The sequence below is a fragment of the Streptomyces sp. NPDC055025 genome, from assembly GCF_053608565.1.
In genome coordinates this window covers 14,288-38,850 of sequence record NZ_JBSGVS010000028.1, presented here as the reverse complement: position 1 = coordinate 38,850, position 24,563 = coordinate 14,288, and the positions used below count along the sequence as shown (strand labels likewise).

Genomic DNA, 24,563 nt, shown 5'->3' with positions numbered 1-24,563 from the left:
CTCAAATCAATCGCCATGTGGGGTGGGGGGCACGGTTAGGTGTCGGGCTTTTTCGACGAAATATGGTCATGGATCGTCACGGCGGTAGGAGAGACCTCGTGGCGTGAGGTGATGCCGCTGGGGCTCGCGGGCGCCTTCGTGTGGGCACTGTGGCTCTACCGCGCGGTGCTCTCCCGTTTCGCGAGACCGGTGGTGAACGAGTTCCGCACCACGGTCTCGGTCGTGGTCCCGGCCTACCGCGAGGACCCCGACATCCTGATGGACTGTCTGGAGACCTGGCTGAACCAGGACCCGGCCGAGATCATCATCGTGCCGGACGTGGAGGACACGGAGGTCCTGCGCAGGCTGGCGCAGGTGGAGGACCCCCGGGTGCGGGTGCTGGCGTTCGAGCACCGCGGCAAGCGGTCGGCGCTGGGTGTCGGCATCCGGGCCGCGACGAGCGAACTCGTCGTACTGGTCGACTCGGACACCCGCTGGCAGCCGGGACTCCTGGCGGCCGTCCAGATGCCGTTCGTGGATCCCGAGGTCGGCGGGGTCGGCACCCAGCAGAACGTCTATCTCCGGGGCACCAGCGTCTGGCGGCGGGTGGCCGACTGGCTGGTCAACCTCCGCTACTACGACTACGTCCCGGCCATGGGGCGGGCGGGCGCGGTGGCGTGCCTCTCCGGCCGTACGGCCGCGTACCGGCGCTCGGCGATCGAGCCGGTGCTGGAGAACCTGGAGAACGAGTTCTTCCTCGGCCGCCGCTGTGTCGCCGGGGACGACGGCCGGCTGACCTGGCTGGTACTGGCGTCCGGTTACAAGACCGTGCACCAGTCGTCCGCGCGGGCGCTGTCGATGTTCCCGTCGTCGCTGTCCGCCTTCGTGAAGCAGCGGGTGCGCTGGAGCCGTAACTCCTACCGCTGCTATCTGACCGCCGTGTACAAGGGCTGGCTCTGGCGGGTGCCGCTGGTCACCAAGATCACCGTGCTCCAGATCCTGCTGACACCGGTGACGATGGGGATGGCGCTGGGCTATCTGCTCTTCAGCCGGCTGGAGATGAACGGGCGCGGGATCGTGCTCGTACTGATCTGGCTCATCGCGGGACGCGGTATCCGCGGCTACTCCCATCTGCGCAGATATCCGCAGGACATCTTCCTGCTGCCGCTGCTGGCGCTGGTGGTCATCATGATCTCGCTGCCGATCAAGCTGTACGCCTTCCTCACCATGAACAAGCAGGGCTGGCTGACCCGTACCAGCACGAGCGTGGGCGGCGCGGGACAGGACTCCGCCTCGCTGATCAACTCGGGGCGGGCGGGCGCGATTCCGGGCGCCTCTTCCATGTCGGGCGGCGGGGCTCCGGCCGACGCCGCTTCCCGGGCAGGGGTGGTCCAGAAATGACGCAGCAGCACAGACGGTTCTCCTGGCGGAGCCTTCGTACGACGCGCACGGCACGTACGGCGCGTACGACGCGCGCGGCACGTACCGCGCGTGGCGCACGCCTCGCGGCGGTACTGCCCCTGGCCGCGGCCCTGTTCCTCGCCGCGCCCGCACCCGCGTCCTTCGCCGCGCCGGGCGACGGCGGGGACGGCAAGGACGGCGGGCAGGTCACCACCGCCGAGGACGCGGAGAACGAGACCGCGCTCGTCGCCGCGGAGGACCACCGGCTCGACCAGGTCCGCGCGGTGGCCGCCGTCGCCCCGCTGAAAGGCGACAAGTGGACGCGGCCGTACCGGCTGGAGACCGCGGGCGGCTACACCCTGGTGTTCACCCCGCGCACCCAGCCGTACGGTGTCTCCGACCTGCTCAAGTTCGCCCCGCAGACCTTCGTCCGCAGCAAGCGCGACGGCTCGTATCTGCTGACCGAGAACATCTATCTGCTCGCCGGGGCGAAGCTGAAGCTGTCCAGCCCCGGCGGACTGACACTGCGGCTGGCGAGCAACAGCAGGGGCTTCGTCTCCATCGTCTCGTTCGGCGGCCGGCTGACCCTGGAGGGCACCCCGCAGGCGCCGATGCGGATCAGCAGCTGGGACCCCAGCGCCAACAAGCCCGACACGGACGTACGGGACGGGCGGGCCTATGTGCGGGCCATCGGCGGCCAGTTCTCCATGACCCATGCCCAGGTCTCCGACCTGGGGTTCTGGAGCGGACGCACCGGCGGTCTCAGTCTCACCGGTACGGACCGGCCCGACACCGGCAACATCAAGTACGACGACGGCGAGCAGGATCTGAACCGGCGCGAGCTGGCGGCGGCGGACGACAAGGCCGAGCAGGAGTCGGAGCAGACACCCCACGCGGGCGGGGTGATCGCCCAGCCCGCCGGTGAACTGGCCACACCGGACAGCCGGTTCTCCGTACCCGATCTGTCCTATGTGTCCGCCGAGATCACCAATTCCACCATCACGGGCAATCTGTACGGTCTGTTCCTCTCCGGCGCCACCGGTGCCAACATCATCCGGACCAAGGTGGTCGACAACCTGGAGGACGGGGTGGTGCTGCACCGCGGCGTCACCAATGTGGTGGTCGACCGGACCGTCTCCCAGGGGAACGGTGGCGACGGCTTCGTCCTGTCCCGTGCCACCCAGCAGGTCCGCGTGACCGGTTCCAAGGCGCTGTCCAACGGCGGCAACGGCTTCACGCTCAGCGGCCGGCCGCTGGCCAACGGTCCCTCCGCCTCCGGTGAGTCCATCAGCAGCTACGGCTCCAACTCGGTCTCCGACAGCACCGCGCGCGACAACGGCCGGTACGGCATCGAGGTCTTCGGCGGGGAGAACGTCGGCGTACAGAACAACGAGGTCGACGGCGGCGACATGGGCATCGTGGCCCGCGAGGACGCCACCAAGGTCGCCATCACCGGCAACCACCTGACCGGTCAGACGCGGCAGGGGATCTCCGTACGCGACGGGGTGTCGGCGGCCACGGTCACCGGCAACATCATCGAGGGCACCGAGACCGGTGTCTATGTGCGCGACTCGCAGGCCGAGGTACGGGGCAACACCGTCCAGGAAGCGACCAACCACGGGATCTCCCTGGTGGGCGACATCGACAAGTCCACCGTCTCGTACAACGTGGTGGCCGGGGTCGGCCCGAGCGCGGTGGACACCAGCCGGGCCCACGGCGGTGTCACGGTCAAGGAGAACCAGACCTTCGCCTGGCACGACACCAGTGCCTTCTGGGTCAAGTTCAAGCACTACGCGAGTCCGATGACGCTGCTCTGGGTGTCCATCCTCCTGCTGATCCTGTTCTCCGCGCTGCTGGGTGCCCGGCGCAGCAGCCGCCGGGGCGGTGTGGAGCGCCTGGGTGTCCACCCGTACGCGGACAAGAAGCCGCTGCCCAGCGCGCCCGCCACCGAGGTGGGCAGCGCGGCGAGCAACGGGAACAGGCCGACGGGACGCCACAGGGTTCCGGCGATGACGGCCGGGCCCGGTCCGACGTAGCAGCCGCCGGGCCGGCCCGGGACCCGGGCCGGCCGGGACGGCGGTGCGGCTCGGAACCCGGGCCGGCTCGGGCGGCGCCAGGGCCTGGCCCGCTCCCGGTCCTGGTCCCGGCCCGCTTCCGACCCTGGTCCCGGCCCGCTCCAGGCCCTGGTCCCGGCCCGATCGATGCCCGTATCCGACCGACACGCACATCCCGAGCGAGACGCACATCCCGACCGACGTCCATGTCCGACCGGGGCGCCGGTCCCACGGGGCCGGTCCTGGTCCCCCCACAACGTTCCCGCGAAGCCGGAGTTACCGCCCATGTCATCCACCCCGCCCCCGCCCCAGGCTCCGCCCCCCGCCGAGCCGCCGCACTCACCGGAGCCGCCCGGCCGGGCCGCGCTTCCCGGCGGACCCGCCGTCTGGCTGTCCGGGGGCGCGCTCGTGGTCGCCCTGATCGCACTCGCCGTGGCCATCGGCGGGGGCGGCGACGGCTCGGGGTCCAAGGTGACGGTGGGAGCCACCACGGCGGGACCCAATGCCACCTGGTCCACCCGGCCCGGGAGCCTGCCCAGCGACCCGGCCGAGCCCGACCCGGTGGTGACCGACACCCCCGGCGCCACCGGAGCGGGCTCGCCCGCGCCGACGGCCGAGGTCGACTGCCCGCCCGCCTCGGTCACGGTGACCGACGCCCCCTCGCTGGAGCAGGCCCTCGACCAGGCGCGGCCCGGGGACAGCATCCGGCTCTCCGACGGCGTCTACCGGGGTGAGTTCACCGCGGCGACGCCCGGCACCGCCGAGCAGCCCGTATTCCTGTGCGGGGGCCCCGGCGCGGTCATCGACGGCGAGGACATCAAGGGCGGTTACGCCGTCCATCTCGACGGCGCCAGCTACTGGCGGCTGGCGGGCTTCACCGTACGGAACGGCCAGAAGGGCGTGATGGCGGACCGGGTGCGGGGGACGGTCATCCAGGGCCTCACCGTCGAGCAGATCGGTGACGAGGCGATCCATCTGCGCAACTTCAGCTCCGGCAACGTGGTGCGGGACAACACCATCCGCTCCACCGGGCTGCGCAAGGAGAAGTTCGGCGAGGGCGTCTACATCGGCTCGGCCGAGTCCAACTGGTGCACGGTCACCGACTGCGAGCCGGACGCGAGCGACCGCAACACGGTGATCGGCAACCGCATCAGCGGCACCACCGCCGAGTCCGTCGACATCAAGGAAGGCACCACCGGCGGCAAGGTCATCGGCAACACCTTCGACGGCTCGAAGCTGAGCGGCGACCACAACGACTCCTGGGTCGATGTGAAGGGCAACGGCTGGCTCGTCCAGGGCAACACCGGGCGCCATGCGCTGGAGGACGGCTTCCAGACCCATCAGATCCTCAAGGGCTGGGGCACCGGGAACACCTTCAAGGGCAATGTCGCGCAGGTGGACGGGCCCGGCTTCGGCTTCAACCTCACGTCCGACGGCAACAAGGTCACCTGCGACAACAAGGTGACCGGCGCGGCCGAGGGCCTCGCCAATGTCGACTGCGCTTCCTGACCCACTCGCTCCACCCGCTCCACCCGCACCACCCGCTCCACCCGCACCATCCGCTCCACCCGCACCATCCGTCCCCACCGCCCTTTCGTCCCCACCGCCCAACCGCCTGACCGCTCCTGGAGGCCGGCATGACCACCCCATCCCCTCGTCTCACCGTCATCGGCACCGGCTATCTCGGAGCCACCCACGCCATCTGCATGGCCATCCTGGGCTTCGACGTCCTGGGCGTGGACGTGGACCCCGTCAAGATCGAGCGGCTGCGCTCGGGCGAGGTGCCCTTCTTCGAACCCGGCCTGCCGGAACTGCTCGCCAAGGCCCTGGACTCCGGGCGGCTGCGCTTCACGACGAGCTCCGAGGAGGCCGCCGAGTTCGGCGACGTCCACTTCATCTGTGTGGGAACTCCGCAGCAGAAGGACTCGTACGCGGCCGATCTGACCTATGTCGACAGCGCGGTCGAGTCGCTCGCCCGGCATCTGCGCAGACGCGCGCTGGTGGTCGGCAAGTCCACCGTGCCGGTGGGCACCGCGGCCCGGCTGACCGAGCTGGTGCAGCGGGTGGCCCCGGCGGGTACGGACGTCGAACTGGCCTGGAACCCGGAGTTCCTGCGCGAGGGCTACGCGGTGGAGGACACCCTGAGACCCGACCGGCTCGTCTTCGGTACGAGCTCCGAATGGGCCGAGCAGCAGCTCAGGGCCGCCTTCGCACCGGTCATCGCCCAGGACACCCCGGTGGTGGTGACCGATCTGCCGACCGCCGAGCTGGTCAAGGTCGCGGCCAACTCGTTCCTCGCCACCAAGATCTCGTACATCAACGCGATGGCGGAGGTCTGCGAGGCCACCGGCGCCGATGTCACCGGTCTCGCCACCGCCCTCGCCTACGACGACCGCATCGGCGGCCGGTTCCTGAAGCCGGGGCTCGGCTTCGGCGGTGGCTGCCTGCCCAAGGACATCCGGGCCTTCAGCCACCGCGCCGAGGAACTGGGCGTCGGCCAGGCCGTCGCCTTCCTGCGCGAGGTGGACGGCATCAACCAGCGCCGCCGGGCCCGTACCGTCGACCTGGTACGCGAACTGACCGGCGGTGAACTCGCCGGTGTCCGGGTGACCGCGCTGGGCGCGGCGTTCAAGCCCAACTCCGACGACATACGTGACGCCCCGGCGCTGGATGTGGCCAGGACGCTGCACCGCGCGGGCGCCCAGGTCACGGTCGTCGACCCGGCGGCCACGGAGAACGCCCGTCGCGCCTTCCCCGAACTCGACTACGGGACCGACGCGATGACCGCCGCCGCCGGCGCCGATGTGGTGCTGCTGCTGACCGAGTGGTCCCAGTTCCGCGAGATCGACCCGCACGCCATGGGCGAGGTGGTCGGGCAGCGCCGTATCGTCGACGGCCGCCATGTCCTCGACCCGGCCCAGTGGCGCGCGGCGGGCTGGGAGTACCGCGCGCTCGGCCGCCCCTGACCTCCCGTAACCCGCCGGACTCTCCCCGTACCGGCCCGGCTCCCCCGGTCGAAGGCCCCTGAGGCCCCGGCCGATCGCCTGGCCGGTTTCACGGGTCCGCCCGCCGGACCACTTTGATCCACACCTTCTCGGGGGCCGGCCCGCCGGGTGGCCGCACAGAAGTCGCGGGCCACGCCCGGCGAACCCGTCGGGTCACCGTCGAGGACACCCTCCGGTCACCGCCCCGCGCGCCCCGCGCCGCGCCCCGCGCCCCGCGCCGCACAACGCCGCGCCCCGCCCCGCCCCGCCCCGCGCGCGCCGCACAACGCCGCGCCGCACAACGCCGCGCCGCGCCCGCCGAGGCGCCACACTTCACCGCGCTCACCGCGCAGACCACGCCCGCCGATCCGAGCGGCAAGCTGCCGTCGCGCGCGTGGTCGCGCCAAGAAACTGGTCGGCGTGCGAGAACCGTTGACAAACCGGTGACATGATTGGAACCTTTGACTCGCAAAAAGATGGATAACTAGCTCAATTTTTTTGCGCTACTTGTGCAACTTCACGGCAGTGCCTCGCTCGCCTCGTTCCCCCACGTCGTACGTCCCGCACCAGGCACGTCCCGCACCACGTACGCCCCGCACCAGGCACCGCACGCACCTCATGTCCCACGCACCCGCTAGACGCGTGACGCGGGTCCCGCGCGTCGCACGGCCGGCCCGGACCCGCGGGCCGCCGCTCTCTCGTTCCGACGAACAGAGGACACCATGAAACGGAAACAGCTCCGCTGGCGGCTGATCATCGGCGCGGTCGTGGCCGCCATGATCTCCGTCGGGCTTCTGCCCGTCTCCGCCTCCGCGGCCGACGGCCCCAACCTCGCCCTCGGCAGAACCGCGTCCGCGAGCGGATCCGAGGGAAGCCATCCCGCCTCCAACGTCACCGACGGCAACCAGGCGACGTACTGGGAGGGGCCGAACAACACCTTCCCGGCATGGATCCGGGTCGACCTGGGCGAAGAGACCGAGGTCGACGGGGTGGTGCTCAAGCTGCCGACGACCTGGGAAGCCCGTACCCAGGCCCTCAGCGTGCAGGGCAGCACCGACGGGATCACCTTCGGCACCCTGTCCACCTCGCAGGGCCGGTCCTTCACCCCGGCCGCGGGCAACACCGTCACCATCGACTTCACCGTCGCGAGCGTCCGTTACGTACGGGTGAACATCACCGGCAACACGGGCTGGCCCGCCGGGCAGGTCTCCGAGTTCGAGATCTACGGCCCGGAGGGTGACGACGGCGGCGACGGCGGGGACGGAGGCGACGGCGAGGAGCCCACCGGCACCAACCTGGCGGTCGGCAAGCCGATCGAGGCGTCGTCCTCGGTGTTCACCTTCGTCGCGCGCAACGCCAACGACGACAACACCGGCACCTACTGGGAGGGCGCCGGCCACCCGTCGTCGCTGACGGTGAAGCTCGGTGCCAACGCCGACATCACCGGAATCGTGGTCAAGCTGAACCCCGGCTCGGCGTGGGGGACCCGTACGCAGAACATCCAGGTCCTCGGCCGTGACCAGGCCGCCACCGGCTTCACCTCGCTGTCGGGCCGCGCCAACTACACCTTCAACCCGGCGACCAACCAGAACTCCGTGACCATCCCGGTCACCGGACGCGCCGCCGATGTCCAGCTCCAGATCTTCAGCAACACCGGCGCGGGCGGCGGACAGGTCGCCGAGCTCCAGGTCGTCGGAACACCCGCGCCCAACCCGGATCTGACCGTCTCCGCGCTGTCGTGGACCCCCGCCTCCCCCGTGGAGACCGACACGATCAGGGTGAACGCGACCGTACGGAACGCCGGTTCGGCCGCCTCGGCCGCGACCACAGTCAATGTCAGCGTGGGCGGAGCGGTGGCCGGCAGCGCCGCGGTCGGCGCGCTCGCCGCGGGCGCCTCGGCCACGGTCCCGGTCGATATCGGCCGGCGTGCGATGGGCAGTTACACGGTGACCTCGGTGGTGGACCCGACCGACACGATCATCGAGCAGGACAACGCCAACAACAGCCTCACCGCGACCTCGCAGCTCGTGGTCGCGCAGAGCCCCGGCCCGGACCTCCAGGTGCTCGGCATCGAGTCCAGCCCGCAGAATCCGGCCGTGGGCGCGCCGGTCCGCTTCACCGTGGCGGTCAAGAACCGCGGCACCACCGCGACCGGCGCCACCACGGTCACGCGGGTCGCCGTGGGCGGCACCACGCTCAACACCGACACCCCGTCGATCGCGGCGGGCGCGACGGCCAATGTGAGCGTCAACGGCACCTGGACCGCCACCAACGGCGGAGCCACCATCGTCGCCACGGCCGACGCGACCAACACCGTCACCGAGACCAGCGAGACCAACAACACCTTCACGCGCTCGATCGTGGTCGGCCGCGGGGCGGCGGTCCCGTACACCGAGTACGAGGCGGAGTCCGGCCGCTACCAGGGCACACTGCTGGAGGCCGACCCGCTGCGCACGTTCGGGCACACCAACTTCGCCTCCGAGTCCTCCGGGCGCAAGTCGGTGCGGCTGGGCAGCACGGGCCAGTTCGTGGAGTTCACCTCGACCAACCCGGCGAACTCGATCGTGGTGCGCAACTCCATCCCCGACGCCGCGGGCGGCGGCGGCACGGAGGCCACCATCAGCCTCTACGCCAATGACACCTTCGTCCGGAAGCTGACGCTCTCCTCGAAGCACAGCTGGCTGTACGGCGACACCGACGGCCCCGAGGCCCTGACGAACACGCCCCAGGCCGACGCCCGGCGGCTGTTCGACGAGTCGCACGCGCTGCTGTCGACGACGTACCCGGTCGGCACGAAGTTCCGGTTGCAGCGTGACGCGACCGACTCGGCCGCCTTCTACATCATCGACCTGATCGACCTGGAGCAGGTCGCGCCCCCGGCGAGCAAGCCCGCCGAGTGCACCTCGATCACGGCGTACGGCGCGATCCCGGACGACGGGAACGACGACACGGAAGCCATCCAGCGCGCGGTGACCGCCGACCAGGAAGGCACCATCTCCTGCGTGTGGATCCCGGCGGGCCAGTGGCGCCAGGAGAAGAAGATCCTCACCGACGACCCGCTGAACCGCGGGCAGTACAACCAGGTGGGCATCAGCAATGTCACGATCCGCGGCGCGGGCATGTGGCACTCCCAGCTCTACACCCTGACCGAGCCGCACCAGGCCGTGGGCAGCATCAACCACCCGCACGAGGGCAACTTCGGCTTCGACATCGACAACAACACCCAGATCTCCGACATCGCCATCTTCGGCTCCGGCACCATCCGGGGCGGCCCCGGCGGCGCCGAGGGCGGAGTCGGTCTCAACGGGCGATTCGGCAAGGACACCAAGATCTCCAACGTCTGGATCGAGCACGCCAACGTGGGTGTCTGGGTCGGCCGTGACTACGACAACATCCCGGATCTGTGGGGCCCCGGCGACGGGCTGGAGTTCACCGGGATGCGTATCCGCAACACCTACGCCGACGGCATCAACTTCACCAACGGCACCAGCAACTCGCGGGTGTTCAACTCCTCCTTCCGCACCACCGGTGACGACTCGCTGGCCGTCTGGGCCAACCGGTATGTGAAGGACCCCTCGGTGAACATCGCGCACGACAACCAGTTCCTCAACAACACCGTGCAGCTGCCCTGGCGGGCGACCGGTATCGCGGTCTACGGCGGCTACGGCAACAAGATCGAGAACAACCTGATCTACGACACGGCGAACTACCCGGGCATCATGCTGGCGACCGACCACGATCCCCTGCCCTTCTCCGGGCAGACCCTGATCGCCAACAACGCCCTCCACCGCACCGGCGGCGCCTTCTGGAACGAGGATCAGGAATTCGGCGCCATCACCCTGTTCCCGCAGGCCAGAGATATCCCGGGAGTCACGATCCGGGACACCGACATCTACGACTCGACGTATGACGGCATCCAGTTCAAGACGGGTGGCGGCAATATGCCGAATGTCGCGATCAGCAATGTGAAGATCGACAAGTCCAACAACGGCGCCGGGATCCTGGCCATGAGCGGCGCTCGCGGCAACGCGACGCTGACCAACGTGACCATCACGAACTCCGGCGACGGCAATATCGTCACCCAGCCCGGATCGAGCTTCGTGATCACGGGCGGGGCCGCGGCGGCGGCGCGCGACCGCCGGTGAGCGACTGACCGGCATCACCCGCACACACCGAGGCCGGTGTGACGGCTCCCTTTCCTGACGGAGGGGGCCGCCGCACCGGCCTTGCCGGTTCTCCGACGGCGGGACCGGCGGACAGTGGCAGGATCGGCGGAATGAGAATTCTCGTCATCGGTGCGACAGGAACGATCGGCAGCGCGGTCGCCGGGCCGGGCCGGGACTGAAACGTCGTCGTCGGTGGGTCGTTATCCCTTACGCCCGGGTGAGGCGTGCCGTCCGCCGGCGGACGGTCAGGTGAGAGAGGGATGCCCATGCGTAGTTCACCGAGGAGGTTCGTCGCTTCCCTGATGGTCGCGACCGCCGCTCTGATGGCCATGAGTACGGAGGCCGCCGTGAGTACGGAGGCCGGCTCCGGCGCGACACCCTCCGCCGCGACACCCTCCGCCGCCCTGGCGGAGCCGAAGAGGGAGCGCGTCAAGGACTACCCCACCCGGGAGGAGTGCGAGGCCGCCGGGAAGGCGGGGGTACGCGCGCGGAAGTGGAAGGACCCGGTCTGCTGGGCGTACTGGAGCACCGGGTACTGGTCGCTCATCGTCACCCGGCTGTGAGCACCGGGCCCGCGGTGACCGCCGCCCGTACGCATATACGGGCGGCGAAAGCGGCGAGGGCGGCGGGGGCCGCCTCTTCACTGCTGCTCGGCGGCCTGGGCGTATGGCTCGTGGTGCTGGCCTCGGCCGGTGCGGAGCACCTGTCGGCGGTCTACTCGCTGCCGCGCGCCACCGCCGAGATCACCCGGCTGGTGGTGGGTCTGCCGGTCTGCGCCGTGGGCGTGCTGCTGCTGGCCGACCGTTTCGCGCGCCGGGCCGGCGGTGTGCTGCTGGCCGCGGGCGTCTGGTGGATCCTTCCCACCGTCGCCTCCGATGTGCTCTTCGTCGTCCATGGCGACGGAACTGCCCCGGCGCCGGTGGCCGCGGTGGTGATCCTGCTCAGGGCCGTCGGAGCACTCGCCCGGCCGCTGACCGTACTGCTCCTGCCGTTGTGGATCTTTCCCTCGCCCTTTCCCTCCCGGTCCGCCGTACGGTGGCGGCGCGGCCTCGCGGCCGGGATCTGCGCCGTTCATGTGGGACACACCGGGGTGTGGGCGCTCGGTGTGCCGGTGGTGAACGGGTTCGTCAGCCCCTGGGCCCATACCGGTATCGGGAGGGACAGCGAGTCGCTGCAACTCCTGGGGGAGGAAGTCCTCTTCTGGGTGCGCCTGGTGGTGACCGCGCTGGTGGTGACGGTCTGCCTGGTGCGGGCCCGTACCGCTCCGGCGGGCGGAGACCGGCGTCTGTGGACGTTCCTCGCCCTCGTCTACCCGGCCTGTGCGTTCCTGCTGCTCGGATCCGTGCCGGGAGAGGGCTGGGCCGTCGCCGCCTCCACGGCGGGGAGCGCGCTGTGGATGGCCATGATGTGTCTGGCGGCGGCCCGCGGCGGTCTGTGGCGGCTGGAGCGGGCGACCAGCCACCGGCTGTCCGTCGCGTTCGTGCTCACCGCGCTGGCCAACGCCGCGGTGTGCGCGGCCGTGGCGGTGTGGGTGGCGTACCCGGCCGCGCGAGGTGCGGCGACCTTCGGTGTCGCGGGCGCCGCCCTGGTGGCCGGCGGGGCCGCCCGCTCCGTGACACGCCGCGCGTCGCTGGCGGTGGAGCGGGTCTTCTACGGGCCGCGTGCCCGACCGCACGAGGCCGTACGGGCCCTGGCGGTCCGGCTGCGCGAGGCCCCGAACCCCGGCGACGTGCCCGAGCAGATCTGCCGCAGCGTCGTGGAGGACCTGGGGCTGTCCGGGGCGGTGATCGAGGTCGACACCCGCTCGGGGCCGCGGCGGCTCGCCCGCGCCGGCGCTCCCCCCACCGACCTCGGGCAGGTCTTCGTCCTGCGGCACCACGGGCAGACGGTGGGCCGTCTGACGGTCGCGCGCGACGGCGCGAGCACACCCGCCGAGCGTGACAGCGATCTGCTGTCCCTGCTCACCGATCAGGCGGGACCGGCGCTGGCCGCCCTGCGGCTGGCCGAGGAGGCGCAGGGCGCGAGGGAACGGCTGGTGCTCGCCAGGGAGGAGGAGCGCCGGCGGCTGCGCCGGGAGATCCATGACGGGCTCGGTCCTCAACTGGCCGCCGTGCAGATGCGGTTGGGGACGGCCCAGGCCTGCGGTGCGATGGAATCGGCGGCGGCCGGGCAGTTGCGGATGGCGGCCGAGGGACTCCGTGAGGCGCTGACGGAAGTGCGCCGTATCACCGCGGGACTGACCCCCGCGATCCTGGTGGAGAGCGGTCTGCTCGACGCCACCCGGATTCTCGCGCACCGTCTCAGCGGCGAGGACGTACAGGTGACGGTGACCACCCCGCGGACCCCGCTGCCGGCACTGGCCCCCGCGGTGGAGACGGCCGCCTACCGGATCGTGGCGGAGGCGATCACCAATGCCGTACGTCACTCCGGGGCCCGGCGTGTCCAGGTCGCCCTCGGCGTCGGTACCGGCGCGCTCACGGTCACCGTCGCCGACGACGGGACCGGACTGGACCCCCGCGCCGTGCCCGGGACGGGCCTGGCCTCGTTCACCGAACGGGCCGAGGAGATCGGCGGCACCTCGGCCATCAGCAGCGGTCCGCGGGGCACCACGGTGCGGGCCGTCCTGCCCGTCACCGTCCCGCACCAGCACGACCACCAGCACGACCACCAGGACGACCACCAACAGCGGCACCGGGAAGGAACACGGCACCATGGGTGAACAGCCCGCGCGATCCGCCGACCAGAGTGACGGCCAGGACGGCGGCCGAAACGGCGGCCAGGACGGCGGTCAGAGCGGTGGCCGGGGCGGCGGTACGCCCGGGTCCGCCTGGCGGGTCATGCTCGTCGACGACCATCCCCTCTTCCGCGAGGGGCTCGCGGCGGCGGTCGACCTGGACGACGGTTTCACCGTGGTCGCCGAGGCCGCCACCGGTGAGGACGCGCTCGTGGAGGCCGCCCGTACGGCCCCCGACCTGGTGGTGATGGATCTCGGCCTGCCCGGCCTGTCCGGCCTGGAGACCACCCGGCGGCTCCTCACCGCCCGTCCGGAGACCCGGGTGGTGGTGATGACGATGTCCGAGGACGACGACAACCTGCTGGCGGCGATGCGCGCGGGCGCCCGTGGCTATCTCCTCAAAGGCGCGCTGCGGGAGGAGATCCTGCACGCGCTCCATACGGTCGGCGGGGGCGGGGCGGTGTTCAGTCCCCGGATGGCCGAGCGCCTCGGCTCCCTGTTCGCGGCGGTCGGCGGCTCACCGGCGAAGGAGGCCTTCCCGACCCTGACGGCGCGCGAGCGGGAGATCCTCGATCTGCTGGCCGCCGGGCTCGGTTACCGGCAGATCGCACAGCGGCTGTTCGTCGTGGACAAGACCGTGCGCAACCATGTCGGAGCGATCTTCGCCAAGCTTCAGGTGCACGACCGCGCCTCGGCGATCGTAAGGGCCCGTGACGCGGGACTGGGCTCCGGGTGATCCCCCGTTTTCGTCCCCCCTCTTCTCCCTGATCCCGCGTCACGGGCCGGTCATACGCGGCGGTTCAGCGGTCGGTCCACAGGTACCACTTGAATCCGCCGCTCGCGCACCGGTACCAGGACCACTGCCCGCCGTCGACTCCCCTCCCGCCGGCCTCAAGACACTCGGCCAGCCTGAAGTACTGGCCACGCAGGACGGGACCGTCCGCCGCGGAGGTGCCGGCCTCGTCCTTCGGCTGTACGTGGACCCGCTCGGCGGCCGCGGCCCCGGTCACGGCCACGCCCGTTCCCGCGACGGCGGCCAGGGCGACGGCGAGCCCGCGCAGGGCCAGGGTGACGCGTGCCATCAGTCGGTCCACAGGATCCAGAAGAAGGTGCCGTTGGCGCACTGGAATCCGGTCCAGTGGCCGCGGGCGACTCCCTCCTGGCCCGCCTCCAGACAGCCGCCCCGTGTGACGTACTTGCCCCGGAGGTTGGGATAGCCGTCCGCCGCCGCGACGGCGGCGGACGACGCGGTCGCCCGGGTGAGCTGGTCACTGCCGACGGCCACGGCCTGGGCGGTGCCGATTCCCATCGCCGTGACCGCCGTGACGGCCAGGGCGGCGGCGAAAGAAGCGGGACGCTTCATATCTGTTCCTTTCCCGAGAACGGGACCGGGCGGCCGAAGCTCTTGTCGTCCGCCCGGTCCGGACACCAAGAGCTTCGGCCGCCCGATGACCCAGGCACATGGGTCAACCGCCCTGCCCCGCCCGCCCCAGGTCCGAACGCGCGTGGCTCACCCGGCCGAATCGAGGGCCGACCAGGTGGTGGCGGGGAGGTCGTGGGCGCTCCAGCGGGCGGCGGAGGTGACCTCCTCGGGGGAGCGGAAACCGGCGACGACGGTGGCCACGACGGGATCGCGGAGGGGGAAGCGGACGGCGGCGTGGGGGAGGACGGTGCCGTGGTCGGCGCAGACGCCGGCGAGGCGGCGGGCGCGGCGCAGCAGGGCCTCGGGAGCGGGGCCGTAGTCGAAGGAGGCGTCGTCGGGAGGGCAGGGGCGGCTGAGCAGACCGGAGTTGAACGGCGCCGCCGCGACCACGGAGACACCGCGCTCCGCGCACGCGTCGAGCAGCGGGCGGGCGCTCCGGTCGATCAGGGTCCAGCGGCCGGCCACCATCACGGCGTCCACGTCCGCCTCGGTGACGAAGCGCAGCAGGGGCGCGACGGTGTTCATGCCGACGCCGACGGCGCCGACGACACCCTGGTCGCGCAGGTCCGCCAGGGCGGGCAGGGCATGGCGGAGGGCCGCGTCGAGATGGGCGTCGGGGTCATGGACGTAGACGATGTCCACCCGGTCCAGACCGAGCCGGGCCAGACTGCCCTCCAGGCTCCGCAGGACGCCGTCGCGCGAGTAGTCGGGACGGCGGATCAGGGTGTCCGGTACGGCGAAGCCCCCCGCGGCCAGATCGGATCCGGTGGGCGCGGGGTGGGGTTCGAGCAGCCTGCCGACCTTGGTGGAGACGGTGAACTCCGCGCGCGGCCGGTGCGCGAGCGCCTCGCCGAGCCGGCGTTCGGAGAGTCCGAGGCCGTAGTGCGGGGCGGTGTCGTAGTAGCGCACCCCGGCGTCCCAGGCGGCGTCGACCGCGGCCCGCGCCTGGTCGTCGCCGATCGGGGTGTAGAGATTGCCGAGGGGGGCGCCGCCGAATCCCAGGGGGCTGACGCGGACCCGCGTACGGCCGAGCCGCCGGGCCGTCACGGGGCGATCCCGTACCAGCGCGCGGCCGTCGTGCCGAAGACCGCCTCGCGCTCGTCGGCGCTCAGCCGGTCCGTGAGCGTCCCGGCGACGGCCAGGACGTCGTCGTACTCGGCCGCGAGCAGACAGACCGGCCAGTCCGAGCCGTACATGAGGCGGTGCGGACCCACCGTGGCGAGCAGCACGTCGGCGTAGGGGCGCAGAGCCCGCGCGGGGCTTTCCTCCGTCCTGGTGACCAGGCCGGACAGTTTCACGGCGACGTTGGGGCAGTCCGCGAGATCGGTCAGCAGCGCGGTCCACGGCTCCAGCCCGTCCGCCCCGACGACCGGATTGCCGGCGTGGTCCAGGACGAAGCGGACGTCCGGCAGCTCGCGTACGGTCCGTACGGCGGCGGGCAGTTGGTCGGGCCGCACCAGCAGGTCGTACACGAGACCCGCCGCGCCGACCGCCTCGATGCCGCGACGGACCTCGGGACGGTCCGTCCAGTCCGGGGCGGTCTCGTCCTGGACGCCGTGCCGGATGCCGACGAGCGCGGAGCCGCCCGGCCCCTCGCGCAGTTCCGCGAGACGGTCGGCGATACCGGGATCGGTCAGGCTCGTCCAGCCGACGACCGCCCGGACGTGCGGGTCCCGCGCCGCCAGGGCGAGCAGTTCCGGTGTCTCGTCCGGTACGGGGATGGTCTGGACGACGACGGTGGCGTCGATGGCGTTCCGGTCGAGCGCGGGGCGCAGATCGGCGGCGGTGAAGGTCCGGCGCAGGGCGGGCACGTCTCGGGTCCACGGCTGGTCGCGCACTCCGAGGTCCCACAGATGGTGATGAGCGTCGATGCGCACCGTTCTTCGATCCTTCGGGTCGGCGGAGTGGGCATGGCGGACGGACGGTGGACGGCTGAACGGAGGGAGGGGGCGCGCCCTCAGTCGAGGTGGAAGATCTCCTCCGCCGGGGCCCACCACTCCCCCTCGGCCACCCCCTCCAGCGGCTGCTGGCACGGGTCGGTCAGCGCCCACCACTCACGGGACACCGGATCGGCGGCGATCGCCGCGGTGTCGGCCGCGTAGTCGGTCCCCGTGTACTCCAGATAGCTGAAGAGCAGACCGTCCCGCAGGAAGATCGAGTAGTTGCCGATGTTGGCCCGCTTGAGGGCCGCGAGCACACCGGGCCACGCGGCGGCGTGCAGTGCGCGGTACTCCGGCTCCTTCTCGGGGCGCAGCCGGATCACGGCGGCGAAACGCTGCACGGGCTCAGCCCTCCTTCCTCAGACGCAGCCCGTCCATACCGCCGTCCACGGCCAGGGCGGTGCCCGTCGTGGAGGCGGCGGCCGGGGAGGCCAGATGGACGACGGCGGCGGCGATCTCGTCGGCGGCGACCAGCCGGCCGTGCGGCTGCCGCGCCGCCAGCGCCGCATATTCGGCGGCCGGGTCGTCGGCCCGCTCCAGCAGCCGGCCCACCCACGGGGTGTCGGCGGTGCCGGGGTTGACGGCGTTGACCCGGATGCCCTCCGCCAGCAGATCGGCGGCCATCGCCCGGGTCAGCGAGAGCACCGCGCCCTTGGTGGCCGAGTACAGCGCCCGCCGCGGCAGTCCGGCCGTCGCCGCGATCGAGCCGATGTTGACCACCGACGCGTGGGCGGAGGCGCGCAGTGCGGGCAGCGCGGCCCGGGTCACCCGCACCAGCCCGACGACATTGATGTCGAGGACGCGGTGCCACTCGTCGTCGCCGTTGTCCTCGATACCGCCCTGCGCGCCGATCCCGGCGTTGTTGACCAGTACGTCCAGCCCGCCGAGGGCCGCGACGGCCTCCCCGACACCGGCCACGACCGAGGCGTCGTCGCCGATGTCGGCCCGGACGTACACCAGGCCCTGTCCCCCGGACGCCGCCTCCGACGTCACCTGCGGCACCTCCTCGGGCGCCGCCCGGTCGAGCACGGCCACCCGCGCCCCCTCGGCGGCGAGCAGCCGGGCGGTGGCCAGACCGATGCCGGAGGCACCGCCGGTGACCAGGGCGCCGAGTCCGTCGAACGCGCCCGTGTGACGAGCACCGATGTGAGCGCCCATGTCAGGCCTCCCCGAATGTCTGCCGCTGGCGGCCGAGGCCGTCGATCTCCACGACCACGACATCTCCCGCTCGTAGATAGGGCCCGCCGGGACGGCCCAGGGCAACGCCCGCGGGCGTTCCGGTGTTGATCACATCGCCGGGGCGCAGCACCATGAAGTGGCTCAGATAGCGGACCAGCTCGTGCACTCCGAAGATCATGTCGGCGGTGCTGCCGTTCTGGCGCGGCTCGCCGTTGACCGAGAGCCGCAGACCGAGCGTCTGCACGTCGGCCACCTCGTCCGCGGTGAGGAGCCAAGGACCGAACGGATTGAACGTCTCGCAGTTCTTGCCCTTGTCCCACTGGCCGCCGCGTTCGAGCTGGAACTCGCGCTCGGAGACGTCGTTGCTGATCGCGTAACCGGCCACGCAGGCCGCCGCGGCGCTCTCGTCGGGCAGATAGCGGGCCTCGCGGCCGATGACGACGGCCAGTTCGACCTCGTAGTCGGTCTTCACGGAGCGGCGCGGGATCAGCACGGGGTCGTCGGGGCCGACCACGGTGTCCGGGGACTTGAGGAAGACGATCGGCTCCTCGGGGATGGCGGCGCCGGTCTCGGCCGCGTGCGCGCGGTAGTTGAGGCCGACGCAGACGATCTTCCCGATGCCGGCCAGCGGCGGGCCGAACCGGCCGGGCGTCCCGGCCACCGGCAGCGCGTCGAGGTCGACGCCGTCCAGGACCGTACGAAGGGTGGCGGGCGTCAGATCGCCGACGACCGGGCGCAGATCACGCCACACCCCGTCGGCCCCGGATATCAGGGGCTGTTCGGCTCCCGCCCTGCCGTGCCGTGCCAGTCTCATCGCCGTCTCTCCCACAGGTGTGCGCTCGGGTGCGCGCTCGGACACGCGCCCGGACGGCGGGTCCCTTCGGCAGCCGCGCCGGGCGCCCGTCCCGGCGCCACCGCACTCTCCATCACCATGGATCTGCTTCAAGGATCTGCTTCATCCGACAGGCAGGACCATAAGGATCTGATCCCTTCCACGCAATAGTTGCGGATGAGACGTCCCTTTTATTGCGATAAGTGCCGCTACAGAGGGCCGATGAATGAAGTTTCGTCCGGACTCTTCTCAACACGAAACGTGGATGTCATAGTTACCCCCGCCGATGAACCTGATTAATCCGAACATGGAAAACGGGGGTTACACCATGGCAGCTCCATCCCAGGGCCCTGGCGAAGGGGATGACGACGCGTCGCGTCCCTACCGGCCGGGGTACGAGCTGGTCGCCGAGCAGCTCCTGAACTACATCGCCGAGCAGAATCTGCGCTCCGGGGACCGGCTGCCGACCGAACAGGGTCTGGCCGAGATCCTGGGCGCCTCCCGCAATGTCACCCGCGAGGCGGTGAAGGTCCTGGCCGCCATCGGCCGGCTGAGTGTGCGGCGCGGCGCGGGGATCTTCGTCGCCGACTCGGCCGGCGGGCTGGTGGACGACCATCTCTCGCACTTCCGGCCGACGAGCATGGAAGACGTCCTGATGCTCCTCGACTACCGGACGGTGATCGAGTCGGAGACGGCCCGCCGGGCCGCCACCCTCGCCACCCCGATCGAGGTCAGGGCCGTCCGGGAGTGCGCCGAGACCTCGCTGGTGGCGGGCCGGGCGGCCGACGGGTACGCCTTCGCCAAGGCCGACGAGGCGTTCCACGACGCGGTCGGTGCCGCCGCGCACAACGTGTTCCTCAGATCGAGCGTCGCCGGTGTGCGGCGCCTGGCGTCACAGTCCGATGTGCTGCTCTTCCACGGTGACGCGCCCGGGTCGCTGGAGGTCGCCGCACGCCAGCATCTCGCCATAGCCGAGGCGGTCGCCGCGGGGGAGGCCGATCTCGCCGGGGAGCTGATGGTGGAGCACATCGCCACCACACAGAGCCAGTTCGAACGAAAGATCCGCGACCGGCTGTTCAACCTCGACGGCCGCGCCGCGTCCGGCACCTCCGGTGCCTCCGGGGCGTCCGTACGGCCCCCGAGGAGCGCCGGGGACGAACCCCTGTCCCCGGAGACATCCGCCTCCTGAACCGGCGCGGCACCGGCGCCCCATCAGCACCGCACCGGCGCCGCACCGACCAGCACCAGCACCAGCACCCCCATCGGTTCCACCCGCACCGCACCGGTGCCACGGCTCGCGGACCGAGCCGCCCAACGCCGGGGGGACCCGGAGGACGACCGGGTTCCCCCACTGTCACTTCCTTCAGGCGATTGGATTTCCGTGTCTGTTCCGTCTGCTCGCGGGAGCGTATTCATACCGCTCCGAAGAACACTGATAGCCGCCCTGTCCCTGGCCGCCGCGGCGGCGCCCCTGGCCGCCGTGCCGGCCCAGGCGTCCCCGTCGCGTGCGTCGGGCCTGGACGTCTATGTCTCACCGTCCGGCCGGGACTCCGGCTCCGGCACCGCCGCGCGTCCGTTCAAGACGCTGGAACACGCGCGGGACTACGTACGTGAGGCCGGGAAGAAGGTACGCGGCGATGTCCACGTACGGCTCCTGTCCGGTACGTACCAGCTCAGCCGCACCTTCAGCCTCACCGCCCAGGACTCCGGCAAGGACGGGCACCGGGTCGTCTACGAGGCCGCGCCCGGCGCGCGGCCGGTGATCAGCGGCGGCAAGCGGATCACCGGCTGGACCCCGGCCGACGCGTCGGGGAAGGTCTTCAAGGCGTCCGTCGGCGATCTCGACACCCGTCAGCTCTATGTGGACGGCGAACTCCAGACCCGGGCGCGCGGCGCGACGAACCCGTCCGGCTTCAGCAAGACGTCCACCGGCTACACCTTCACCGACAGCGGCATCAGCGGCTATCAGCGCCCCCAGGACCTGGAGGTCATCAGCAAGTGGGGCTGGAAGATGATGCGCTGCCCCGTGGCGTCGGTCTCCGGCACCGCGATGACGATGCGCCAGCCCTGCTGGCGCAACGCCAACCTCCAGTCGGGCCAGGAGATCCAGAACCCGACCTGGCTGGAGAACGCCCGCGAACTGCTGGACTCCCCCGGTGAGTGGTACCTGGACAAGGGCCGGGGCGAGGTCTACTACATGCCCCAGGACGGCCAGGACCTGTCCGCCGCCAACGTCACGGTGCCGCTCGTCCAGGACCTGGTCGATCTGAACGGCACCCGGGGCAAGCCGGTCACCGATGTCTCCTTCGAGGGCATCACCTTCTCCTACTCCACCTGGCTCGCGCCCAGTTCGCCCGACGGCCACATCGAGGGCCAGGCGGGCTTCCGGATGGTCGGCGAGAACAACCCCGACTTCGACTCCACCCGGCTGAACTGGCAGAAGACGCCCGGCGCGGTCAATGTGACCCATGGCCACCGGATCGGCTTCAGCGGCAACACCTTCACCCACCTCGGCGCCGTCGGCCTGAATCTCAACACCGGGACCCAGGACACCGACGTCACGGGCAATGTCTTCCGGCAGATCGCCGCCACCGGTATCCAGATCGGCGGGGTCGAGGCCGGGGACGCGCACCCGGGCGACCGGCGGGACATCACCAAGGACGTCACGGTCGACAACAACGTCGTCACCAGGGCCGCCGACGTGTACAACGGCTCGCTGGGCATCCTGGCCGGCTACACCGACCACACGGTGATCACCCACAACAAGGTCTACGACCTGCCCTACAGCGGTATCTCGGTGGGCTGGGGCTGGGGGCTGACCGACCAGGGCGGCAACAGCGCCTACCCGAACAACGCGGGCATCCCCGTCTGGGACACCCCCACCACCAGCCGGAACACCCTCGTCACCGACAACGAGATCGGCGACATCATGAAGTCGCAGGCGGACGGCGGCGGTGTGTACACCCTCAGCTCCAACCCGGGCGGTGAGGTCTCCGGCAACTACATCCACGGTGTTCCGGAGCACGCGTACGGCGCGGTCTACCACGACGAGGGCAGCCGCCACTGGCGCAACACCGGCAACGCGTTCTGCGACGTGTCCTTCCAGTGGCTGCTGATGAACCACGCGGAGGACAACACCGCGACGGGCAACTACACCAGCAACCCCAACTTCAGCGTCCAGTACCTCAGCAAGAACAACGACGTCAACGGCAACATCACCGTCGGCTCCTGCGACCAGCTCCCGGCCTCGGTCATCGCCAACGCCGGTCTCGAACCGCGCTACCGCCATCTCGACCCGGGCCCGGCCGTCACCGACCGCGAGGCGCCCACCGCGCCCGGCACCCCGGCCGTGGTCACCGACTTCCCGACCGTGGCCGACCTCACCTGGGCCGCGTCCACCGACGCCAAGGGCGTCACGGGCTACTCCGTCCACCGGGACGGCAAGCTCGTCAACGCCACCGGGACGAACTCGGTGCGCATCCCCGGTCTGAAGGCGGGCACGACCTACAAGTTCAAGATCACCGCACGCGACGCGGCCGGCAACGAGTCCCGGCCGAGCCGCGAGGTGAAGGTCACCATGCCCACCGGCGGTGACCTGGCGCTGAGGAAGCCGGTCACCTACTCGTCGTACTCGGAGGAGAACACCCCCGAGAAGGCCGTGGACGGAGATCTCTCCACCCGCTGGGCCCAGGGACTCGGACTGCCCGACCCCTCCTGGATCCAGGTGGACCTCGGCGCCCAGTACGACGTGAACGGCGCGATCACCACCTTCGAGAAGAGCAGCGGCTACAAGTACCGCGTCGAGGTGTCGCCGGACGAGATCAGCTGGAAGACGCTGGAGGACCACACCTCCGCCGACACCACGGCGATGACCGGCTACTTCCACACCGCCGAGCCGGTCGCCGGCCGCTTCGTACGGCTGACGGTCACCGGATCGCGCGGCAACGGCGGCAGTGTCTTCGACTTCCAGGTCTACGGCACCCCCCGGGCGCCCGGCCCGGACCGTACGCCGCCCTCGGCCCCCGGACAGCCCCGGGTCACCCCGCTGCTGCCCAGCCTGGTGGACCTCGACTGGGCCGCCGCGACCGATGACACCGGCGTGACCGGCTACGCCGTCTACCAGGACGGCAAGCGGATCGCCCTCACCGACGCCACGACACTGCGGGTCTCCGGGCTGACCCCGGAGAAGGAGTACACCTTCACCGTCGTGGCCCGGGACGGCGTGCTCAACACCTCCGAGCCCAGCGCGGCGGCCGTCGTCACCACGCCCGCCGACAACGATCTGGCGCTGCGCAAGCCCGTCACCGCCTCGTCGTACTCGGAGGACCACACCCCCGAGAAGGCGGTCGACGGAGATCTCTCCACCCGCTGGGCCCAGGGACTCGGACTGCCCGACCCCTCCTGGATCCAGGTGGACCTCGGCCGGGACACCGAGGTCTCCAGTGTGGTGACCACCTTCGAGCTGCCCAGCGGCTACCGGTACCGCCTGGAGTACTCGACCGACGGGACGGCGTGGTCCGTCCTCGATGACCACACCTCCGCGAACACCACATCGGCGGCCAACTACTCGTTCGCCGACCAGCCCGTCACCGCCCGCTATGTGCGGCTGACCGTCACCGGCTCCAGCTGGAACGGCGGCAGCATCTACGGGCTCCAGGTGTACGGCGAGTTCTGACCCGCACCCCGTACGCCCGCCCGGGACCGTAATCGCCCCCACCGGGCCGGCCCGCTCACACAGAAACGAAAGCCAGGATGAAGATCACCGAAGTCGAAGTACACCGCATCGACGTTCCGGCGGCCAGTCCGCCCTTCCGCTGGCGGAACGGGCTGAGCGGAAGCGCCCCGGTGGGGGACGGCGCGGTGCTGCGCATCGGCACCGACGAGGGGGCCGAGGGGGTGGCCGTGTTCGCCCGGCCGGGAGCCTTCACCACCCTGCGGGACCTGGTCGATCTGGTCTTCCGTGACGAGCTGGTCGGAGCCGATCCGTTCCAGCGCGAATGGCTGTGGCACCGGGTGTGGGAGCTGGACCGTATCCACGAACTCCCGCTCCCCACCCTGGGCCTGGTCGACACCGCCCTGTGGGACCTGGCCGGCCGCTACCACGGCCAGCCGGTCTGGCGCCTGCTCGGCGGCTTCCGGGAGTCCATCCCCGCCTACGCCTCCACCTCGACGTTCTCCAGCGTCGCGGAGTTCCTCGATGTGGCGGACCAGTGCCTGGAGCTGGGCTACCGCGGTATCAAGCTGCACGCCTGGGGCGATGTCCGCCGCGACGCCGAGCTGTGCCTGGCGCTGCGCGACCATGTCGGTCCCTCGGTGCCGCTGATGTACGACGGGTCGGCCGGCTTCGACCTGCCCGACGCGATCCGGCTGGGACGCGCGCTGTCCGAGGCGGACTACCTCTGGTACGAGGAGCCGATGCGGGAGTTCAGCATCTCCGCGTACCAGCGGCTGGCGGCGGCGGTGGACGTACCGCTGCTCGTCGCCGAGACCTCCGACGGAGCGCATATGAACTCCGCGGACTTCATCAAGGCCGGCGCCGCCACCTTCGGGGTGCGGGCCGGCACCACCCTCCGGGGCGGGATCACCGGTGCCATGCGCACCGCGCATCTCGCCGACGCCTACCGGCTCCGTGCCGAGGTGCACGGTTCGGACATCCCGAACCACCACCTGTGCATGGCCATCTCCAACACCACCTACTACGAGTCCCTGGTGACCGCGACGAAGGTCGTCCGCGAGCGCCATGTGGACGCTCAGGGCCTGGTCCACGCCCCCACGGCGCCCGGCATAGCCCTCCCGCTCGACTTCGGTTACGGAAGCGAACTCCAGCGCTTCGTCGAGCAGCCGCGCTGACCGGGCGGTGGCCGGGCGGCG

General features: G+C 71.1%; 18 protein-coding genes. 11 read left to right on the top strand and 7 right to left on the bottom strand.

The features are described from left to right. Positions 1-111 precede the first annotated feature (111 nt). From ACWGDX_RS18720 to ACWGDX_RS18685, 8 genes are all read left to right on the top strand, one after another. A complete protein-coding gene (locus tag ACWGDX_RS18720; RefSeq protein WP_453626870.1) occupies positions 112-1,380 on the top strand; it encodes a glycosyltransferase family 2 protein in 1,269 nt (422 codons plus the stop codon). After that, complete coding sequence (locus tag ACWGDX_RS18715) at positions 1,377-3,416, top strand: right-handed parallel beta-helix repeat-containing protein (protein ID WP_453626868.1); 2,040 nt, start codon at positions 1,377-1,379, stop codon at positions 3,414-3,416. The genes ACWGDX_RS18720 and ACWGDX_RS18715 overlap by 4 nt, the downstream gene beginning before the upstream one ends. A 303-nt stretch (positions 3,417-3,719) precedes the next feature. Continuing rightward, entirely contained in the window at positions 3,720-4,943 is a 1,224-nt protein-coding gene (locus ACWGDX_RS18710) for a right-handed parallel beta-helix repeat-containing protein (RefSeq protein ID WP_453626867.1), read from the top strand. Positions 4,944-5,071: 128 nt separating this feature from the next. Continuing rightward, positions 5,072-6,400 (top strand): UDP-glucose dehydrogenase family protein, encoded by a 1,329-nt coding sequence (locus ACWGDX_RS18705; protein ID WP_453626865.1) that lies wholly within the window; start codon positions 5,072-5,074, stop codon positions 6,398-6,400. A gap of 740 nt (positions 6,401-7,140) precedes the next feature. After that, the gene (locus ACWGDX_RS18700) at positions 7,141-10,563 is read left to right on the top strand and encodes a CARDB domain-containing protein (protein ID WP_453626863.1); all 3,423 of its coding nucleotides are present in this window, start codon (positions 7,141-7,143) and stop codon (positions 10,561-10,563) included. A gap of 287 nt (positions 10,564-10,850) precedes the next feature. Continuing rightward, positions 10,851-11,147: a hypothetical protein gene (locus ACWGDX_RS18695; protein WP_453626861.1), complete on the top strand. Its 297-nt coding sequence runs from the start codon at positions 10,851-10,853 to the stop codon at positions 11,145-11,147. Further along, on the top strand, positions 11,144-13,303 hold the full coding sequence (locus ACWGDX_RS18690) for a sensor histidine kinase (protein ID WP_453626859.1): 2,160 nt from the start codon (positions 11,144-11,146) through the stop codon (positions 13,301-13,303). Before ACWGDX_RS18695 ends, ACWGDX_RS18690 begins: the two co-directional genes overlap by 4 nt. A gap of 118 nt (positions 13,304-13,421) precedes the next feature. Beyond that, positions 13,422-14,054 carry a response regulator gene (locus ACWGDX_RS18685; RefSeq protein WP_453626958.1) on the top strand — a complete coding sequence of 211 codons (633 nt, stop codon included), beginning with the start codon at positions 13,422-13,424 and terminating at the stop codon, positions 14,052-14,054. 64 nt (positions 14,055-14,118) lie between these two features. Here the strand turns inward: ACWGDX_RS18685 and ACWGDX_RS18680 are convergent, their stop codons facing one another. From ACWGDX_RS18680 to ACWGDX_RS18650, 7 genes are all read right to left on the bottom strand, one after another. Next, positions 14,119-14,400, bottom strand: coding sequence for a hypothetical protein (locus ACWGDX_RS18680; protein WP_453626857.1), 282 nt, complete (start codon positions 14,398-14,400; stop codon positions 14,119-14,121). Next, positions 14,400-14,681, bottom strand: coding sequence for a hypothetical protein (locus ACWGDX_RS18675; protein WP_453626855.1), 282 nt, complete (start codon positions 14,679-14,681; stop codon positions 14,400-14,402). Before ACWGDX_RS18675 ends, ACWGDX_RS18680 begins: the two co-directional genes overlap by 1 nt. A gap of 147 nt (positions 14,682-14,828) precedes the next feature. Then, positions 14,829-15,788 (bottom strand): aldo/keto reductase, encoded by a 960-nt coding sequence (locus ACWGDX_RS18670; protein WP_453626853.1) that lies wholly within the window; start codon positions 15,786-15,788, stop codon positions 14,829-14,831. Then, a complete protein-coding gene (locus ACWGDX_RS18665) occupies positions 15,785-16,618 on the bottom strand; it encodes an amidohydrolase family protein (protein ID WP_453626852.1) in 834 nt (277 codons plus the stop codon). The genes ACWGDX_RS18670 and ACWGDX_RS18665 overlap by 4 nt, the downstream gene beginning before the upstream one ends. Before the next feature lie 80 nt (positions 16,619-16,698). Next, complete coding sequence (locus ACWGDX_RS18660) at positions 16,699-17,022, bottom strand: L-rhamnose mutarotase (RefSeq protein ID WP_453626850.1); 324 nt, start codon at positions 17,020-17,022, stop codon at positions 16,699-16,701. Between the two features lie 4 nt (positions 17,023-17,026). Further along, entirely contained in the window at positions 17,027-17,839 is an 813-nt protein-coding gene (locus ACWGDX_RS18655) for an SDR family NAD(P)-dependent oxidoreductase (protein ID WP_453626849.1), read from the bottom strand. Position 17,840: 1 nt separating this feature from the next. Further along, complete coding sequence (locus ACWGDX_RS18650; protein WP_453626847.1) at positions 17,841-18,674, bottom strand: fumarylacetoacetate hydrolase family protein; 834 nt, start codon at positions 18,672-18,674, stop codon at positions 17,841-17,843. Between the two features lie 346 nt (positions 18,675-19,020). On the opposite strand from ACWGDX_RS18650, the gene ACWGDX_RS18645 reads away from it, so the two are divergent. The 3 genes from ACWGDX_RS18645 (at position 19,021) to ACWGDX_RS18635 (ending at position 24,542) form a co-directional block, all read left to right on the top strand. Then, the gene (locus tag ACWGDX_RS18645) at positions 19,021-19,881 is read left to right on the top strand and encodes a FadR/GntR family transcriptional regulator (RefSeq protein WP_453626845.1); all 861 of its coding nucleotides are present in this window, start codon (positions 19,021-19,023) and stop codon (positions 19,879-19,881) included. A gap of 291 nt (positions 19,882-20,172) precedes the next feature. Next, on the top strand, positions 20,173-23,367 hold the full coding sequence (locus tag ACWGDX_RS18640) for a discoidin domain-containing protein (protein ID WP_453626843.1): 3,195 nt from the start codon (positions 20,173-20,175) through the stop codon (positions 23,365-23,367). Between the two features lie 77 nt (positions 23,368-23,444). Next, positions 23,445-24,542: an enolase C-terminal domain-like protein gene (locus ACWGDX_RS18635; RefSeq protein WP_363081709.1), complete on the top strand. Its 1,098-nt coding sequence runs from the start codon at positions 23,445-23,447 to the stop codon at positions 24,540-24,542. The last annotated feature ends 21 nt before the right edge of the window (positions 24,543-24,563 follow it).